The organism is Couchioplanes caeruleus, from assembly GCF_023499255.1.
GTDB lineage: Bacteria > Actinomycetota > Actinomycetes > Mycobacteriales > Micromonosporaceae > Actinoplanes > Actinoplanes caeruleus_A.
In genome coordinates this window covers 540,577-558,432 of sequence record NZ_CP092183.1, presented here as the reverse complement: position 1 = coordinate 558,432, position 17,856 = coordinate 540,577, and the positions used below count along the sequence as shown (strand labels likewise).

The window sequence follows — 17,856 nt, the reverse complement described above, 5'->3', positions numbered from 1 at the left end:
ACGATCCAGCGTGACTCAAGTTCAGTCACGCCTTTACCTTGGGTAACGAATCAGGCAGCTTGTAGGTAAGAAGTACGGCCCGTACGCTTCGGAGCTAGGCATCATTATTGAACCGAAGAGAGCAGACGGGCGTGGGTAGGACAGCAGAGCCCTTCAGGATCGTGACCGCGCACTCGACGCGGTGAGCGGGAAGTAGCACCATATGGGCGTTGCCGTCAGGCTTCACAACTGCAGCGTGTCCGGCGCCCTCACGCCGGTCACCCGGGAGGTTTACCGATGATCGCCACCGAACTCGCCGCGCAGGTCGCGACGGCGGTCCAGCACGGCGCCACCCTTGCCGCCCCCGAGCCCAAGGGCATCAACACCGAAGGCGTCGTCACCTTCTTCGCGAGCAACATCGCACCGATCCTGCTGGCCGTGCTCGGCATCATCTTCATCGGCCGGGCCAGCCGCGGAGAGATCTCCAAGGTGCTGACCAGCAGCGCGATCGCCATCGTCGGCCTCGCGTTCATCGCCGGCGCCGCGACGCTCTTCTTCGTCGGCGACTACCTCATCGACCTCATCTTCAGCTGAGGCCCGAAGACCCATGCGGCTGCGCACCGATGACGACATCTACCGGGCACGCCTGGTCTATCTCGGCCCGCCCGGATACACCCTGCCGATGCACCTGCCGTACGCGCAGTACGGGATGTTCGTCCTCCTCGTCCCAGTCTTCGTCTTCCTGCACTACCTCATCACGTGGCAGTTCGACGCCTTCCCCGCCTGGGAGATCGCCCTCGCCATGGTGACGACCTCCTATGTCTTCCGGCACGTCGACCCCGACCGGCCCGCGAGAATGGTCATCCGCACCGCCCTCACCGACTGGAAGCGGACGAGGGAGCCGGCCGTCGAGCAACGGGACCCCAGACTCGTCGCCACGCGCATCCGGGTACGGGAGGAGTTGGTATGACCAGGTTCGCCACTCTCGCTGCATGCCCGAACGGGGCCCTCGCATGACCGCTACCCCACCGCCGGGCCCTTCCCGAGCGGAGTCGTCCCCCCAGGGCAGGCAAGGTAACTCTGGGCGACCGAACGATTACGCTCCGGAGGAGTCCCTCGAGCAGGTAGCCGGCCCCGGCCACGGCGCAGTCGCCGTCTTCCAGGCTCCCCAGCCGGTACGCCCCCGCACCAACGGCACGCCGCCGCCGGTGGACCCGATGGACATCGACTCGCCGTTCCTCGACCTGTTCGGCAGCCCGGCACCGCAGCACCAGCCGGCCACCACGCCGCCGGACGACCCGGACGCCGACTTCGACTTCGGGTTCGACTTCGAGGGCGAGGACGCCCGCCGGGCAGCGGGAACGCCGGCCTCATCGTCGGCCGCGACCGCTGCACCCGATGCCGGTCCTGCTGTGCCGAGCGCCCGGCCCGTGTCACCGGCCGCGGGTGCACCGATGCCTCAACCATCCGTGACCCCACCGCCCGCGCCCGCGCCGGGTGCGCCGGGTGCGCCGGGTGCGCCGGCCAACGGTCATCAGCCGGAGATGCCGCCGTCCGACACGCGGCCCACGGTTCCCCTGGTGACCGGCGCGCGGCCCGTCACTCCGGTGTCGCCCGCACCGCCACCGCGGCAGGTTATTGACCAGCAGCCGATGTCCGCGCAGCCCGACCTCGGCGCACCCACCCCCGCCCGGCCTGACCCGAGCGGCCACGCCCCCGCCCGGCCTGATCCGAGCGGCCACGCCTCTGTGCGGCCGGCTTCCGGGCCGCCTGCTCCGGCGCAGCCCACTTCCGGGGCGCCGGCCTTCACCCGGCCGACCTCGGCCCCGCCTGCGGTCACGCCGCCTTCGGTCGCCCCACCCACGGCGTTCGACCTGCCCGCCGGGCCTGTTCTGCCGCTCGAGACGACGATGCCTCCCGGCCCGGCCGTTTCCCCGGGCCCGGGGATATTCGCCGTTTCCCCTAGCCCGGACGTTCCTTCCGGCCAGGGCGTTTCCCCTGGCCTCGGCGTTCCCCCTGGCCCTAGCGCTCCTACCGGCCCGGACGTTCCTCTCGGCGCGGGCATTGTGCCGAGTTCTCCCGCGGCCTTCGGTCCGAGGATCGGGGCTTCGCCGGACGCGCCGGTCTCGCCGTTCATGCGGGCTCCCATCGGACCCGAGGCCGACTTCTACGAGGGGCACGAGGACGACGACCTCGATTTCGCCGACTGGCCCGAGCAGGCGCGCCCCGGTGTCGCCGCGCCGGTCCAGCCCGTCGCGCCGGACCTGATCACCCCGGCGCCCGTGCCGGCCCAGCCGCTCTGGCAGCAGGCCGCCGGCCCCGCTCCCGGCGTGCACCCGGTCGCTCCGCTGACGCCGTACGTGAATGATGCGCAGCCGGACCACCATGCCGACCTGGCGCCGATGCCGGAGAAGGCGCCCGCGCAGCGTGCCGAGAAGGCGGTGAAGAAGCGGCGGAAGAAGCGGGACGAGCCGGACAACCTGCCCGCCGTGCGGGACAAGAAGGACGCCAAGCCCGCGGTGCTGCGTCCGCACAAGCTCAAGTTCAGCGACCGGGACCCGGCCATCGAGCTCGAGATCAGCGAGATCGCCGGCCACCTGACGTTCACCCAGAGCACGGTCACGGCCTGGTACTACCTGCCCGAGGTGCGGTGGGCCTTCCGCCCCGACGCCGAGCGCGAGGCGCTGCTCTCCGCGATCTCCGAGCAGTACGCGGGCCTCGCCGGCTTTCGGCTGCACCTGCGCCGCACCAACCGGCCGTTCCCCGCGGACGAGTGGGCCCGGACGGTGGACTCGTTCACCGCGAAGCCGCTGCCCGACGTCGCCGGCGGGACCTCGTGGTCGGACCACCTCGTCGCCGCCCAGCGGCACCTGCTGTCGGTCAACCACGCCGAGGGGCAGACGTACCTGGGTGTGACGTTCGCGCGGCGGTCGCTCGGTGACACCTTCTCCGAGCGGATACTGCGGCTGTTCGGCAAGGGAACCAGCGACGGGGAACGACGCAAGCTCGGCCGTACGGTCGAGCAGTTCGACGAAGTTCTCAACGCGTTCGGCATGCGCGGGCGGCGGGTCACCCCGCAGGAGCTGGAATGGCTGCTGTTCCGCTCGGTCGCGCTCTGCATGGCGCCGCCCGGCCCGCTCTCGCCGGTCTCCAACGGACATTGGGAACGCGGTGACCTGCTCGCGCTGACCGAGCAGGTCGAGCGGTACCGGACCCCGTACGGTTCGACGGTCAAGCTGGTCAACCGCATGACCGGCGAGGAGCGGCACGTCGCCGTCCTGTCCGTCGGGCGCATGGAGCCGCTGGAGATTCCCGAGAAGCACGAGCCGTGGATGCACTTCCACGAGCGGCTGCCGTGGCCGATGGAGCTCTCCTCGCGCATCGACATCCTCGGGCCGAACAGCTCGTTCAAGAACCTCGAGCACCGGCTCCGGATGATCCGCTCCCAGCAGCTGGACTACGCCGAGCACGGCATCGACGCCCCGCCCGAGCTGGAACGTCTCGCCAAACGCGCGCTCGTGATCGGCGACGAGATGACCACGGGCCTGCCGGTCGAGTCCGCACGTGCGCACGGCTGGCACCGGATCGCGGTGGGCGGGCGTACCCGTGAGGAATGCCTCGAGCGTGCCCGCCGGCTCATCCAGCTGTACTCGCGGGAGCTGCGGATCTCGCTGCAGCACCCGAAGAACCAGGACCAGCTGGCCCGCGAGTTCATCCCGGGCGAGCCGATCGCCAACACCGGCTACGTGCGGCGCATGCCGGTCAAGCTGCTCGCGGCCGCGCTGCCGCAGGCCGCCTCGACCGTCGGCGACCGCCGGGGAGACCTGATCGGGCGTACGGCGGGAACGTGCCGCCGGCCGGTCTTCCTCGACCTGCACTTCCCCATGGAGGTCCGGGAGCGCTCAGGCCTCGGCGTCTTCGTCGCGGAGCCCGGCGGTGGCAAGTCCACCCTCATGGGCGCGCTCGGCTACCTGAACGCCCGCCGCGGTGTGCAGGTGACGCTGCTGGACCCGTCCGGTCCGCTCGCCCGGCTGTGCCAGATGCCGGAGCTGCGGCCGTACTCCAGGGTCCTGAACCTGACCGGCTCCGAGCAGGGGACGCTGGCGCCGTACGCGCTGATCCCCACCCCGGTCCGCACCGAGTTCGCGACCGGACCGGGCGGCGACCGCGAGTACGAGATCGCCGTCTCCAACGCCCGCGCCGAACGCCGCATGCTGGTCCAGGACATCTGCTCCATGCTGGTCCCGCCGCAGGTCGCCAAGGAGGCCTCCACGGCGACGCTGCTGCGCCACGCCGTACGGCAGGTCCCCGCGGAGGAGACCTCGACGCTCGACGACGTCGTCGCCACCCTCCAGAGCCTGGACAACGACGAGGGCAAGGAGTTGGCCAACCTCCTGCTGGACACGGCGGAGATGCCGCTGGCGCTGCTGTTCTTCGGCCGGCCCCCGCAGCACCTCCTCGGCGCGGACTCCGCGCTGACGGTCATCACGATGGCCGGCCTGCGCCTGCCCGACCTGAAGATCGAACGCGAGTACTGGTCGGCCGAGGAGTCCCTGGCCCTCCCCATGCTGCACACGGCGCACCGCCTCGCGGTCCGCCGCTGCTACGGCGGGTCCATGTCGTCGCGCAAGATGGTCGGCCTCGACGAGGCGCACTTCATGGAAGGCTGGCGCTCGGGCCGCTCGTTCCTGGTCCGCCTCGCCCGCGACTCCCGGAAGTGGAACCTCGCCGCGCTGGTCGCCTCCCAGAACCCCCGCGACATCCTCGGCCTCGACGTGCAGAACCTCGTGTCGACGGTCTTCGTCGGCCGCATCGCCGAGGACCAGGAGATCGCCTCCGAGGCGCTACGCCTGCTCCGGGTCCCGGTCCACGACGGCTACGAGGCCACGCTGGCATCACTGTCCCAGGCGGACACGTCGTCGTCGGCCCGGCTCGGCTTCCGCGAATTCGTGATGCGGGACGTGGACGGCCGCGTCCAGAAGGTCCGGGTCGACGTCTCGTACGTCGAAGGCCTCCTCGAACACCTCGACACCACCCCGGCAGCGGCCAAGGCGGCGCCGACGGCCATCCCCAGCCTTTCCGACCTGGAGGTCTGACATGCTCCGCCGGGTCTGCGCGATGGTCATGACATGGGCGGTCGCGGTGGTGGCCAGCATCGCGTGGGCAGTGGCAGCCCCGGCACCGGCGATGGCGGGGCCACTGCAGGCGCCGGGCGGAGCATGCAGCACGGACGAATGGAAACAGGACTTCAAATCCTGCGTCTCCCGCCTGGCGGACGTAGCAGGAGACCGGGTGGAATGCCTGAACCCGCCGACGCCAAGCGCACCCGACTCGGGTCTCGCCGGCTGGTTCGCAGAACGGCCCGCCTCATCGACGAAACCCGGCCCCCAAGGCATCTACAGCCAATACGGCTACGCCGGATACAGCTACACGACCTATGACTTGGAAGGCGGCTGCGCTTCCACGCTCACCGCCCCGGACTCCAAGTTCGAAACGACAGTCGCCAACGGTGAGTTCATGATCGCGACCGCGGTCATCGGCGCCTCCAACGCATTGCGAGAGAGGGCTTGGGACCCACAGACCCTGTGGGGTTGGGCCGACCCACTGGTCGAGCAGGCAACCAAGGCGGTTTACGAGAAGGTCTTCAGCGTCTTCGGCGTCATCACTTTGGCAGTCGTGGGCCTGTATCTGATTTGGCGGTCACGGCAGGCCGACATGGGCGCAGCCACGACGACGGCGGGTTGGGCCATTCTCGTGATGGTCGCAGTCACCGCTATCGCCGCATGGCCGGTCAGATCCGCGAACATCGCGGACCAGAGCTTGATCACCACGCTGGGTGTCGTACACGACGCGGTCGGACCCCGAGCCCAGAACACTCCCTCTCAGCAATGCGATGACACCACACCCGGGGCCTGCGAGGACAACAGGCCGCCGGCTGTCCGTGCCAGCGACACAGCAACTGACACGATGCTCTACCGCAACTGGCTTCGCGGACTCCTCGGCTCGGCGGACAGCACTACCGCGCAAAAGTACGGGCGCGCACTTTACGACGCCCGCTCCCTCACCTGGGGCGAAGTCCAGCGACTGCGCGACAACCCGGAAACGCGGCAAAGCACGCTGGATCGAAAGAAGGCTCAATGGAAGAAGGTTGCTGAGCAGATTCGGACCGAGGATCCAGAGGCGTACGAGTATTTGCAGGGTGTCAATGGGATGGATCGGATCGGGGCTGGGTTCATTGCCGTGCTCGCCGCCGTCATGTTCGCCATGTTCGATCTCACTGCTTCTCTGCTCGTCCTGCTCGGCTTCCTGATCTTCCGGTGGGCGGTCATCGCCGCGCCGATTCTTGGCACTGTCGGCTTGTTGCGGCCGGCCAGTTCCGGTATTCGTCGGCTCGGCAATGCGGTCGTCGCGGCGATCTTCAACATTGCGATCTTCGGTACGGGGGCGGCGATCTACCTGTTCGCCGTTGACCTGATCATGAACACCGCCAGCCTTCCCGGGTGGCTGCAGGTGGTCCTGGTGTGGCTCTGCGGCGTGGTGGGCTGGCTCCTGCTGCGGCCGTACCGGCGGATCACGCAGCTCGGCGGCAAGGACGGCACCGCGGCGATCACGTCCGCCGGGTCCTGGCATCGGCGGTTCTTCCGGGACATGCGGGAGGCCGCGAAGCTGGACGTCGCCGACGCCGGTGGGACAAACGAGCCGCAGATCGGCAAGGGCCGCACCGTGTACGTCGAGCAGGGCAATCTGCGGCCCGAGGCACGGCTGGAGGACCCGGCGCACGCCGCGGCCTCCCGTCCGGCGGTGGCGTCCGGTCCGGCGGGGACGCGGGGCGGCACATCGCCGGCCACGCGGCCCGACGGTTCGGAGTCGGTGCGGGACGATGCCCCGGCAACCGAGCGGCGTCCCATCCCGCTGCCGGCGGCCGGCGGCGCGCCCGCAGCCCGGCAGCGGCGGACGTCGACGTGGACCGAGCCGGACGTGGCCGAATCGTCGTCCTCGTACGCGATCTACCGGCCGGAGACCGGGAGCACCACCCGCGAGCAGGTACCGCCCCGCGTGCGCACCGAGGCCCGGTGATCAGCCGTGGCGAGGGTCCTCGAACGCGGCCTCACCGGGCTGTTCCGGTCACGCTGGGGTGTTGCCGTGGTGATCGCCGTGCTGGTGCTGGCGGTCGTCGGCATCGGCCGGCTGTTCTCCGACGGCGGGGACGGCAGACGACAACTGCTTGACCCGGTGTCGCCGGCGCCGACGGTGAGCGTCGACCCGAGCCACGACGACGACGGCGTCATCGTGGACGACGCTCCCGCGCCGAAGCCCACCGCGAAGCCGGGGAGTGCGTCGCCCGAGGCTGTCGCGTACGCGTTCGCGTCGGCGTGGGTCGACCACAAAAACGTGTCCGCGAAGACGTGGCACGACGGGATCCTGCCCAACGCGACGAAGAACCTTGCCGAGGAACTGGACGGCGTGGACCCCGCGGACGTGCCGGCCGACCGGGTCATCGGGCGGCCCACGCTCGTGCCGGTGGGCGACGGGCTGGCCAACGCGGTGGTGACCGTGGATTCCGGCAAGGTGACGTTGCAGCTCGTCGGCCCGGACGGGAAGTGGCTGGTGGACGGCGTCGACTGGGAGGCTTCGTGACGACGTTGCCGCGGCCCCGGCGGGTCGTGCTGCTGGTGGCCCTGGTCGCGACGTTCGCCCTGCTCTGCTGCGGTGGAGCCGTGAGCGCGCTGGTGTTCGGCGCCTTCACCGACAAAGAGGACGACCTCTCCCTCTACAGCTCGGGCTGCGGCACCGGCGGCCCGGTCGACCCCGACTCGCGGCTGCCGCGCGTCCGGCCGTACGGGCCCGCGCAGATCCGGAACGCGGCGATCATCATCAACGTCGGCGCGGAGCTGAAGATGCCGCCGCGTGCCTGGGTGATCGCGGTCGCCACGGCGATGCAGGAGTCGCGGCTGACGAACCTCGGCAACCTCGGCGAACGCAACGACCACGACTCGCTCGGGCTCTTCCAGCAGCGGCCGAGCAGCGGCTGGGGCACGCCCGCCGAGGTCACCGATCCCAAGTACGCCGCCACGAAGTTCTACGAGAAGCTCAAGACGGTCGACGGCTGGGAGTCGATGTCGCTGACGCGCGCGGCGCAGCGCGTGCAGATCAGCGCCTACCCCGATGCGTACGCGAAGCATGAACCTATTGCGACGCAGATCGTGAACCTTCTCGCCGACGGTGCGGCGAACGCGGTCGGCAATTCGCTGTCCATGGTGTGCGCGTCGGCGGCGGACGTCGCCGCCTCCGGTTGGACCAACCCGCTGGCGGCGAAGGCGCCGCAGGGTGAGCAGTGGTCCGTCGGATCCGGATTCCGTACGGCGAGCCGCCCCAAGCACCAGGGCGTCGACCTCATCGTCGGCCTCCGCACGCCGGTACGGTCCGTCGCCAGCGGCGTCGTGTCCCGCATCAAGTGCGACGAGACCTTCAGCGGCAAGAAGGACTGCGACCGGCCCGGCTACCCCGGGAAGGGCGGCTGCGGCTGGATGCTTGAGCTGCGGCACGCCGGCAACGTCATGACCCGCTACTGTCACCTGGTGCAAAGGCCGAGTCTGCAGGTGGGTCAGCGGGTCGCCGCCGGCCAGGTCGTCGCGCTGAGCGGTACGAGCGGAAACTCGTCCGGCCCCCACCTGCACTTCGAGGTCCACCTGAACAACGACCGCTCGAGCCGCAGCGCGGTCGACCCGGTGCAGTTCATGGCACAGCACGGCGCGCCGCTGGGCGGCTCGCAGTGACGGGTGGTTCGATGCCCGACCCGTTCACCGGCCGATCCGACTGGGCGCCGGATCCGCCCCGCCCGATCGTGCCCACGCCCGCCACGATGGGCGGCCGCCTCCGGAGCCGCCGCGTCCTGATCGGCCTGCCCGGCCACGGCTGGCGCGCCGACCTGCGCGCCGACGAGAAGGTGGTGCAGGGCAGCCGGACCTACGTACCGGTCATGCCGGAAGCCGAGTGGTACCGCGCCGAGGCGGAACAGACCGAGGTCTTCGCCCCGCTGGTCCCGGTCGAGCGGGTGTGGGTGGAGGAGCTGGGCATGACGGGCACGGCGACCCGGTCGGCCGACGTGATGTCCCGCCTCGTATCCATGGACGAACCACCCCGCCGCAACCCGGTGGCGGCCCTGGACGCCGACGGCCTCACGGGACGGCGGGTGATCGAACTCTTGGAGGACGGCGGGGAACGCCGCGATCTGAGGGCAATCACGGAACTCCACACCGGCGACGACGGCGACATCTGCGCGCGCGTGACGACGGAGCTCGACTGGTATCGCTGGGCCTGGAGCGGAAAAACGCCGCCCACTCTCTCAGTGCCGGTACATCTCCTCTGGGTGGAGTAGCTCAAGACGTCTTGTCAGCCCCGCACACCCGCCAACCGTCTTCGTCAACGACGTGGAAATCCCACGTCTCGGTTCTCCGGCTGAGCGGCTGACCGTTCGTCGAACCAGCGATCGTCAGATCAACACCGACGTTCTTAGCGTCTTGTCCGGCGCCTATTCGCAAAGATTCCCAGGTGACAGTCACCGTCACGCCGAACTTGCGCTCCCGATTCAACATCTCTTCCCTGAGCCCTGCGAGCTGAGACAGCTCCGGGTCCTTGCAGGTATAGAGCTTCGACTCTTCGTCGTTCCGATTCACGAGGTAGGCGGCGATGAAGTTGTCCACCACCGCGTCCGGAGCGTTCCGCTCGATTTTGGTCGACTCGTCGTAGAAGGAGATGAAGACTCCTACGCCGCCCAGGCAGAGCAGCGCCAGAATCCCCCCGACCATCGCCAGAATCAGCCGCGTCCGCCGGTTTCTCGGCTTGGGAGGCGCGGCGGCCGGCGTGGGGGGTGGGAGCGCCGGCTGGGCGGGCGGGTCGATGGGCTGCACGTCCATCAGGTTAGTGGGCTCTGCTGTGGACCGGTCGGTGAACCGTACAGTGCTCGGCGTGCAGATGGGTTTCGATGTCGGCGTCGGTGAGCGGCACCGGGTGGAGTTTTCGTTCAACAAGTTCTGGGGGCGGTTGTCCATCAAGGTGGACGACGTTGACGTGGTGCGGACCGTACGGCTGGCTTCCGTTGATCGGGTGAAGCGGTACGAGTTCGTCGTCGGGCTTCAGGAGCAGCATCACGTGCGGATCGAGAAGCATCGGGAGCTGCTGTTCGCCGGGTTCCGGCCGCAACCGGTCTACGCGTTCGTCGACGGCCGGCTCGTCTCTCAGGGTGTCGCCTGACGCCGGCCACCGTGGGAGAACGGCACAGGCAGTGCGAGCGCGGATTCCGGGTCCGGGCGGGGAAGAACGCAGGCCCGGGCGTCACCCCTGTCCGCCTGGGCTGGGAAGATTGACCGCGGCTGCGCGGTGCGGGCCTGGGTGACCTTTGCAGGGTACGGTTCAAGCGCACACACGGAGGTGAGGCGGTGGCGTCGACGGGGCGGATCGAGCAGGCCGCTGCCCTGCACCGCCAGGCGGAGGCCACCGTTGCGGCCGCCGCCGCCGCGTTGGACGGGCAGGCGCCGCCCGCTGCCGATTCGTTGGAGCAGCATCGGCTGGCCGAGGAGTTGCGGGCCGCCGCCAACGCTCTCGTGCCCGGGTGGCTGGGGTCGCCGCTGGATGCGGCTTCCGCGGTTGCGCCGCTGGGCGGGACGGAGCCTCCGCAGTTCGTTCGCCTCGGGGTCGCCCAGCCTCTCGACGATGCTCGTTTTCCGGCGATTGTTCCGTTGCTCGGCAGCGGGCATCTCACGATCGACGCCGACGCTCGCGATCCTCGGGTGGCGGGACTGCTCCGCTGTCTGCTGGTGCGCCTGCTGGCCGCCGCGCCCGCCGGGTCGTTGCTGGTGCGCGGGGTCGATGCGTCGCGGGGGGCGGTTTTCGCGCCGTTTGCGATGCTGGCCGATGCCGGGCTGATGGCGCCGCCGGCCGAGGATCTGAGCGGGCTGCGGGATGTGCTCAGCGAGGCGGAGAAGTGGTTGCGCCCGGCGCGGGGCGGTGCGGTGCGGCGTAACCGGCGGGACCGCGTGATGCTGCTCGTCGTCGCGTGCCTGCCGCAGCTCACCGAGGGTGGGGAACTGAACCGGATCGCCTGGCTGGCGCAGCAGGGCCCCGAGTCCGGGCTGCATCTGATCGTCGCCGGTTGGCCGCCTCCGCCGCTGACCCCGGACACCATGCAGCCGCCGCTGCCGCGTACCACTCAGGTGTCGCTGCGGAATCCGTACGCGGTGGTGGGCAATCCGCCCGGGGCGACGTTCGGGTCCATGCCGGAGGCGGTGTGGCTCAACGCGCCCGTCTTCCTGGACGAGGATCCGCCGCCGCACCTGGTCGACGCAGTGTGCCGGGAGTTGACCGCGCACTCGGTCGCCGCTTCCCAGGTGACGCTCTCCGACCTGTTGCCGGAGCCGTCGGACGAGCTCTGGACCGGGGACGCCGCCGACGGGCTGGGCACCACGGTGGGCCATGACGGGGACACCCCCGTCGTCCTGCAGTTCAACGACCTCACTCCGCATTGGATGGTCGGCGGGCGGTCCGGCGCCGGCAAGACCGCCTTCCTCATCAACGTTCTGTACGGGCTGGGCGCCCGGTACAGCCCCGACGAGCTCAACCTGTACCTGCTGGACTTCAAGGAAGGCGTCTCGTTCGCCGAGTTCGTGCCGACCGTGCGGGACCGGACCTGGTTGCCGCACGCGCGGGCCGTCGGCGTCGAGTCCGACCGGGAGTACGGGCTCGCCGTGCTGCGCGAGCTCGACGCCGAGATGACCCGCCGGTCGGTGGCGTACAAGCGGGCGGGCGTGACCCGGTTCGCCGAGCTGCGCACGACGGCGGCCGAGGAGGGGCGCGGCAAGCCGATGCCGCGGGTGCTCTGCGTCATCGACGAGTTCCAGGTGCTGCTGGCCGGCAACGACCCGATGGCCACCGAGGCCGTGCAGCTGCTGGAGTCCCTGGCGCGCAAGGGCCGCTCGTACGGCATCCACCTGGTGCTCGCCAGCCAGACCGTCCTCGGCGTCGAGGCCCTGTACGCCAAGCGCGACTCGATCTTCGGCCAGTTCCCGGTCCGGATCGCGCTGCCCGGCGGCGGCGACGTGCTGGAGCCCACCAACGACTCGGCCGCCGGCCTGCCGCTGGGCACCGCGGTCGTCAACACGGCGGGCGGGCTGGGCGGCCCGCGCGGCGCCACCCGCGGGCACGAGCGGATCGTCCGCTTCCCCGACCCGCACGCGGACCGAGACGTGCTCAGCGATCTGCGGCACAAGCTGTGGGGCGCCCGCGACCCGGAGGCGACCCCGCCGCGGATCTTCGCCGGGTACGCCCACCAGCACCTCGCCGACGACCCGACGTACCGGGCGGCGCTCGCGGGGCGGGCGGGACGTCCGGCGGCCCTGGTCGGGCGGGTGATCGACGTGAACCTGTCCACCGCGGCGTTCCCACTCGACGCGTCCCCGGGCCGCCACTTGGCGATCTTCGGCTCGCAGGCGACGGGTGCGGAGGTCCTGGAGGCGGCGGCCCGCAGCGTTGCCGCCCACCACGCACCCCGTACGACAAGATTTGTGATCTCGTCCCTCGTCGCCGAGGGTGACGGCCTCGCCGAGGCCCTCGCCGCGGAGATCGCGCACCGGCAGGAGGTCGTGGTGGTCGACGCCGCCGGCCTCGCCGCCGAGCTGGACCTGGAACGGCCCGGCTACCGCGTGGTGTTCGGCATGGACGCCGCGAGCCCGGGCACGCTGCCCACGCTGCGTCAGCTGCTGCGCGAGGGCCCGAGCCGCGGCGTGCACCTGCTGTCGTGGTGGCGCGGGCTGCGCCGGTTCAGCGAGGAGACCGGCGGCAGCACCGGCCGCGAGGACGTCGCCGGCCTGGTGTTCCTCAACGTGCCGCAGCAGGACGTCACGCTGATGCTGGGCCAGCCCGTCGACTGGCAGCCGCGGGAGAACAGGGCGTTGCTGCATGACCGGCACGCCGGCCGTACGGTGACGTTCGTGCCGTTCGTGCAGCCCGAGGTGGACCGATGAGCGTGCCGGACACGGGCGCGCCGGCCGGTGGGGAGGCCGGCGTCGGCGATCAGCCCGTGGGCCCGTGGGGCGACTACCTGGCGGCCGCCCAGCGCCTGGACGCGGTGCGCCGGGCCGCGAGCACTGCCGCCGGCGAGCAGGCGGCGACCCTGCAGGCCGCCCAGCAGGAGCTTTCCGCGGTACGCGCCCGGCTGGCGCCGCAGCGTGCCCGGCTGCTGCAGGACTTCGGCGTGCCCGAGACCGCCCTGATGCCCCAGCCGGCCGAGCAGGCGATGGCCGCCCAGACCGTGGCCGCGGGCCCGGCGGCGATCCTCGGCGCGCTGCGTCAGGCCCGGGCCACCGCAGACGCCGCCGACGCGGGCATGCTGAGCGCCGGCCCGGCCGCGGCGCTCCCGCTCCGGCCCTGGGCCCGCAACCTTCTGGTGTACGGGCCTTTCGCGGCGGCCGTCCTCATCGTGCAGATCGTGCTCTACCTGATCGCGCCGTCCGGGTCGCTGCCGACGTACGCGCTGCTGTGCGGGCTGAGCCTGCCGGTGCTCGCGTACGGGCTGGGCTGGCTGACCATCGGCTTCGTGTACGGGGGCGGCTCGGAGAAGGTCGACCGTACGCCCCTGGTAGGCGCCATCACCTGCCTCACGCCGGTGCTGTTGACCTGCATGGGCGTGGGGTTGCTCGCGTTCATCCGGTGAGGAGGGCTCATGGCCAGCGTCGAGGAGATCAAGGCGAACGTGGCGGCGTCGGTGGACGGCACGCAACGGGCCGTGTCGGGCATCCAGCAGGTCAACGACCAGCTGGACGACGCCCTCGCCCGGCTGCGGATCACCGCGATCGGCTCGCTGCACCCGTCGATCGCCGCGGCGATCGCGCAGCTGGAGCAGGCCCGCACCCGGCTCGACGAGGCGGCGACGCTGGCCCGCGCCGCCATGGACAGCGCCGACACCTACCGGATGATCGTCTAGGGCCTCAGCCGGGCAGCGCCGCTGTCAGGTCGATCTCGACCAGCTGCCCCTCGTAGCCCAGCGCCGCTACGCCGAGCAGCGTGCTGGCCGTGGTGAACGCCGGGGCGAGCTCGGAGGCCGCCAGCCGCTGCCACACGCTCCCCAGTACCCCGCTGTCCGGGCTGACGACGTACACGATGGAACGGACGACGTCGGCGGGGCGGGCGCCGGCCGCGGCCAGGACCGCGAGGCAGTTGGCGACCACCTGCTCGGTCTGCGCCGCGTAGTCGCCCGGCTCCCCGACGACGGTGCCGGCGAGGTCGAGGGGGCATTGGCCGGCCAGGTGGGCCAGCCGTCCGGCGGTGGAGATGGTGACGTGGCTGTAGCCGGCCGGGTCGTGGACGGTCGGCGGGTTGAGCTTCTCGATCACGACGCCAGTATGTCTGCGGTGGCCGGCGACGGACATCGAGATTCGCGGCCATGACCGGTGGTCCCGGCCGGGGCCGCTCAGCGGTTTCCGGGCCGCTCGGCCGGCTCCAGACCGACCGGCGGGCTCCAGACCGACCGGCTAGGCCCAGGCCGGCGAACCGAAGCCGGCGCCCGCGGCCGAGGGGGTGCCCCTGGAGGACGTGCAGGACGCGATGGGTCACGCCGATCCGCGGATCACCCGCCGATGGCGGTCACCGGCGGACCCGCGGGCCGTTACCGGCAGGCCGACAGGGACGACGGGTCGGCCACACGCCGGCCGGCGGGAGGCCCGGCAGAGTGCTGAGCTGTCTCGCGCGGAGCGGAACGCGGACCGCCAGAGCCCGGACCGGCAAAGCGCAGACAGGCAGAGCGCAGATCGGACACCAGGCGCAGGCCAGCAGAGCGCGAGCCAGCAGCGCTCAGCGGGCGTTTATGAGAGCCATCGCCTCGGCGCGCACCTTGCCGTCGCTCTGGAACGCCCCCCGCACCGCCGATGTCACCGTGCGCGCCCCCGCTTTGCGGATGCCGCGCATCTCCATGCACATGTGCTCGCATTCCAGGACGACGATCGCGCCGCGGGGGTCGAGTTTGGCCATGAGGAGGTCGGCGATCTGGGAGGTGAGGCGTTCCTGGACCTGGGGGCGACGGGCGAAGACCTCGACGAGGCGGGCGAGTTTCGACAGGCCGGTGATGCGGCCGTCCACGCCCGGGATGTAGCCGATGTGGGCCACGCCGCGGAACGGCAGCAGGTGGTGCTCGCAGAGGCTCATCACTTCGATGTCGCGGACCAGCACGAGCTCCTCGTGGTTGGCCTCGAACGTGGTGGTGAGGACCTTGGCCGGGTCGACGCGCAGGCCGGCGAAGAGTTCGGCGTACGCCCGGGCCACCCGGGAAGGGGTGCGCTGGAGACCGTCGCGGTCTGGGTCCTCACCGATGGCGAGGAGGATCTCCCGGACCGCTTTCTCGATGCGGGCCAGGTCGACGGCCTGCTCGACCGGAGAACCGGTGAGCTTGCCGTCGACCAGACGCGCGGCGAGGTAGTCGAGCTCGTCGTCGGAGTCCACGGGCTCCGTCGAGCTGGCGTCGGTGCTCAGTGCCCCTCCACGTTGCCGTTCGGGTTCATGTCCGACGCGGTGGCGTTCCCGCCGCCGACCGCGATCTGCCCGTCGGCCTCCGCCTGCGCCTTGAGCTTCTCGCGCTCGGCGGGGGTGAGGACCGGGGGCGCCTCGGACGGCAGCCGCTTGCCGAAGCCGTTGAACGGCGACATCGGCGCGCGCTTCTGCACCCGGGCGCAGATGCGGTCCATGTCCTGCTGGGTGATGGTTTCCTTCTCCATCAGCTCCAGGACCATGGTGTCGAGCACGTCGCGGTACTCGACGAGGATCTCCCAGGCTTCGTCGTGCGCCAGCTCGATGAGCGCGCGCACCTCGGAGTCGATCTCGGCGGCGACCGCGTCGGAGTAGTCGCGCTCGTGGCCCATCGAGCGGCCCAGGAACGGCTCGTCGTTGTTCGAGCCGTACTTGACCGCGCCCAGCTTGGAGCTCATGCCGTACTGGGTGACCATGGCGCGGGCCAGGCCGGACGCCTTCTCGATGTCGTTGCCGGCGCCGGTGGTGGGCTCGTGGAAGACGAGCTCCTCCGCGGCCCGGCCGCCCAGCGCGTACGCCAGGGTGTCGATCATCTCGGCGCGGGTCTGGGTGTACTTGTCCTCGGTCGGCAGCACCAGCGTGTGCCCGAGCGAGCGGCCACGCGGCAGGATCGTCACCTTGTGCACCGGGGCGGAGTGCGGCAGCGCGTACGCCACCAGAGCGTGCCCACCCTCGTGGTACGCGGTGATCTTCTTCTCGTTGTCGCTCATCGCCCGGGAGCGCCGCTCGGGGCCGGCGATGACCCGGTCGATCGCCTCCTCGAGGTAATAGTTGGAGATCGCCCGCTTGTCGTTGCGGGCGGTCAGCAGCGCGGCCTCGTTGATGACGTTGGCCAGGTCGGCGCCGGAGAAGCCGGGGGTGCGCCGGGCCACCGAGTCGAGGTCGACGTCCGGCGTGAACGGCTTGCCCTTGGCGTGCACCCGCAGGATGGCGCGGCGGCCTTCCATGTCCGGGTTGTCGACCGGGATCTGGCGGTCGAAGCGGCCGGGACGCAGCAGCGCCGGGTCGAGGATGTCGGGACGGTTCGTGGCGGCGATGAGGATGACGCCGCCCTTGGTGTCGAAGCCGTCCATCTCGACGAGGAGCTGGTTCAGCGTCTGCTCGCGCTCGTCGTGACCGCCGCCCATGCCGGCGCCGCGGTGACGGCCGACGGCGTCGATCTCGTCGACGAAGACGATGGCCGGCGCGTTCGCCTTGGCCTGCTCGAAGAGGTCGCGGACGCGGCTCGCACCGACACCGACGAACATCTCGACGAAGTCCGAACCCGAGATCGAGTAGAACGGCACCCCGGCCTCGCCGGCGACCGCGCGGGCCAGCAGCGTCTTACCCGTACCGGGCTGGCCGAACAGCAGCACGCCCTTCGGGATCTTGGCGCCGAGGGCCTGGTACTTCGCCGGGTTCTGCAGGAAGTCCTTGATCTCCTGGAGCTCTTCGACGGCCTCGTCGGCGCCCGCCACGTCGGCGAACGTCGTCTTGGGCATGTCCTTGGTCAGCATCTTGGCCTTGGACTTGCCGAAGTTGAGGACCCGGGAGCCACCGCCCTGCATCTGCGACATGAACAGCAGCAGCAGGATCACGAGGATCGCGATCGGCAGCAGGTTGACGAGCAGGCTCAGCAGGATGCTGTCGCCGGAGACCGTGGCGTCGATCGTGCCGGTGATCCGGCCCTGGGTCTTCGCCTGCTGGACGTCGTTCCAGATCTCGTCCGTCAGCTCGTACGGATACTGGGTCTCGATCTTGTCCGTGGTCTTGCCGTCGAACCGCTCCGGGGCCGCCAGTTCGAGCTGGAGCGTCTGCTCCTTGTCCTCCTGGATGACCTTCTTGATGCCGGGCTGGTTGAGTCGCTCGAGGACGACGGAAGTATCGACTCGCTGGTAGCTCGGACCACTGGTGAAGAATGAGCTCAGCGCAATAGCACCGATGATCACCAGAATGATCCAGACCACCGGGCGGCGGAAGAAACGCGTACGTTCCATACTGTTGTCGGGCGCCGATGCGCCCGGACCCTCCTGATCGGCGTCCTGGTCACCTGGGTTGACATGGTCCCCGCCACCGGTCGCCGGTTGGGCGCCCGGGTCACGGGGACACTGCCGGATCGATAACCTCAAGGGCCCGGGGTAAACCCCGTGGGCCCTTGGCCTCACCGACCCGACCCCTCCGGCGCTCGTGACACTGCGCCATCGGTCACTCGACGGTACACCGTGGGTGCGTGTTCCGAATGCGTCAGCCCGGCCCGCCGGAACCCTGTCGTCGCCGGCAGTTCACGTTTCCGAGGGCCGAGAATCGCCGCAAAGTCGGACAATA

15 protein-coding genes are annotated in these 17,856 nt (G+C 70.5%); 11 read left to right on the top strand and 4 right to left on the bottom strand.

Annotation, left to right across the window (positions count from 1 at the left end; genetic code table 11):
* The first annotated feature begins 276 nt into the window (after nt 1–276).
* The 7 genes from COUCH_RS02620 (at nt 277) to COUCH_RS02590 (ending at nt 9,358) form a co-directional block, all read left to right on the top strand.
* Nucleotides 277–573 carry a hypothetical protein gene (locus COUCH_RS02620; protein ID WP_249610509.1) on the top strand — a complete coding sequence of 99 codons (297 nt, stop codon included), beginning with the start codon at nt 277–279 and terminating at the stop codon, nt 571–573.
* Between the two features lie 13 nt (nt 574–586).
* On the top strand, nt 587–949 hold the full coding sequence (locus COUCH_RS02615) for a hypothetical protein (protein WP_249610508.1): 363 nt from the start codon (nt 587–589) through the stop codon (nt 947–949).
* Between the two features lie 682 nt (nt 950–1,631).
* Nucleotides 1,632–5,075, top strand: a complete 3,444-nt coding sequence (locus COUCH_RS02610; protein ID WP_430640956.1) for an ATP-binding protein — start codon at nt 1,632–1,634, stop codon at nt 5,073–5,075.
* A 1-nt stretch (nt 5,076) separates the two neighbouring features.
* A complete protein-coding gene (locus COUCH_RS02605; protein ID WP_430640872.1) occupies nt 5,077–7,056 on the top strand; it encodes an MFS transporter in 1,980 nt (659 codons plus the stop codon).
* A 6-nt stretch (nt 7,057–7,062) separates the two neighbouring features.
* On the top strand, nt 7,063–7,617 hold the full coding sequence (locus COUCH_RS02600; RefSeq protein WP_249610507.1) for a hypothetical protein: 555 nt from the start codon (nt 7,063–7,065) through the stop codon (nt 7,615–7,617).
* A complete protein-coding gene (locus tag COUCH_RS02595; RefSeq protein WP_249610506.1) occupies nt 7,614–8,756 on the top strand; it encodes a M23 family metallopeptidase in 1,143 nt (380 codons plus the stop codon). Before COUCH_RS02600 ends, COUCH_RS02595 begins: the two co-directional genes overlap by 4 nt.
* Before the next feature lie 11 nt (nt 8,757–8,767).
* Nucleotides 8,768–9,358 carry a hypothetical protein gene (locus COUCH_RS02590; RefSeq protein ID WP_249610505.1) on the top strand — a complete coding sequence of 197 codons (591 nt, stop codon included), beginning with the start codon at nt 8,768–8,770 and terminating at the stop codon, nt 9,356–9,358.
* A gap of 1 nt (nt 9,359) precedes the next feature.
* Here the strand turns inward: COUCH_RS02590 and COUCH_RS02585 are convergent, their stop codons facing one another.
* A complete protein-coding gene (locus COUCH_RS02585; protein ID WP_249610504.1) occupies nt 9,360–9,890 on the bottom strand; it encodes a hypothetical protein in 531 nt (176 codons plus the stop codon).
* 58 nt (nt 9,891–9,948) lie between these two features.
* On the opposite strand from COUCH_RS02585, the gene COUCH_RS02580 reads away from it, so the two are divergent.
* From COUCH_RS02580 to COUCH_RS02565, 4 genes are all read left to right on the top strand, one after another.
* A complete protein-coding gene (locus COUCH_RS02580; RefSeq protein ID WP_430640871.1) occupies nt 9,949–10,233 on the top strand; it encodes a hypothetical protein in 285 nt (94 codons plus the stop codon).
* A gap of 185 nt (nt 10,234–10,418) precedes the next feature.
* Nucleotides 10,419–12,998 (top strand): FtsK/SpoIIIE domain-containing protein, encoded by a 2,580-nt coding sequence (locus COUCH_RS02575; protein ID WP_249610503.1) that lies wholly within the window; start codon nt 10,419–10,421, stop codon nt 12,996–12,998.
* Nucleotides 12,995–13,687: a hypothetical protein gene (locus COUCH_RS02570; RefSeq protein WP_249610502.1), complete on the top strand. Its 693-nt coding sequence runs from the start codon at nt 12,995–12,997 to the stop codon at nt 13,685–13,687. Before COUCH_RS02575 ends, COUCH_RS02570 begins: the two co-directional genes overlap by 4 nt.
* A 9-nt stretch (nt 13,688–13,696) precedes the next feature.
* Nucleotides 13,697–13,957: a hypothetical protein gene (locus COUCH_RS02565; protein ID WP_249610501.1), complete on the top strand. Its 261-nt coding sequence runs from the start codon at nt 13,697–13,699 to the stop codon at nt 13,955–13,957.
* A 4-nt stretch (nt 13,958–13,961) separates the two neighbouring features.
* Here COUCH_RS02565 and COUCH_RS02560 read toward each other — a convergent pair whose 3' ends face one another.
* The 3 genes from COUCH_RS02560 to ftsH form a co-directional block, all read right to left on the bottom strand.
* Complete coding sequence (locus COUCH_RS02560; protein ID WP_249610500.1) at nt 13,962–14,366, bottom strand: RidA family protein; 405 nt, start codon at nt 14,364–14,366, stop codon at nt 13,962–13,964.
* A gap of 457 nt (nt 14,367–14,823) precedes the next feature.
* Complete coding sequence (folE, locus tag COUCH_RS02555) at nt 14,824–15,498, bottom strand: GTP cyclohydrolase I FolE (RefSeq protein WP_249613532.1); 675 nt, start codon at nt 15,496–15,498, stop codon at nt 14,824–14,826.
* Entirely contained in the window at nt 15,495–17,528 is a 2,034-nt protein-coding gene (ftsH, locus tag COUCH_RS02550) for an ATP-dependent zinc metalloprotease FtsH (protein ID WP_249610499.1), read from the bottom strand. Before ftsH ends, folE begins: the two co-directional genes overlap by 4 nt.
* Nucleotides 17,529–17,856 lie beyond the last annotated feature (328 nt).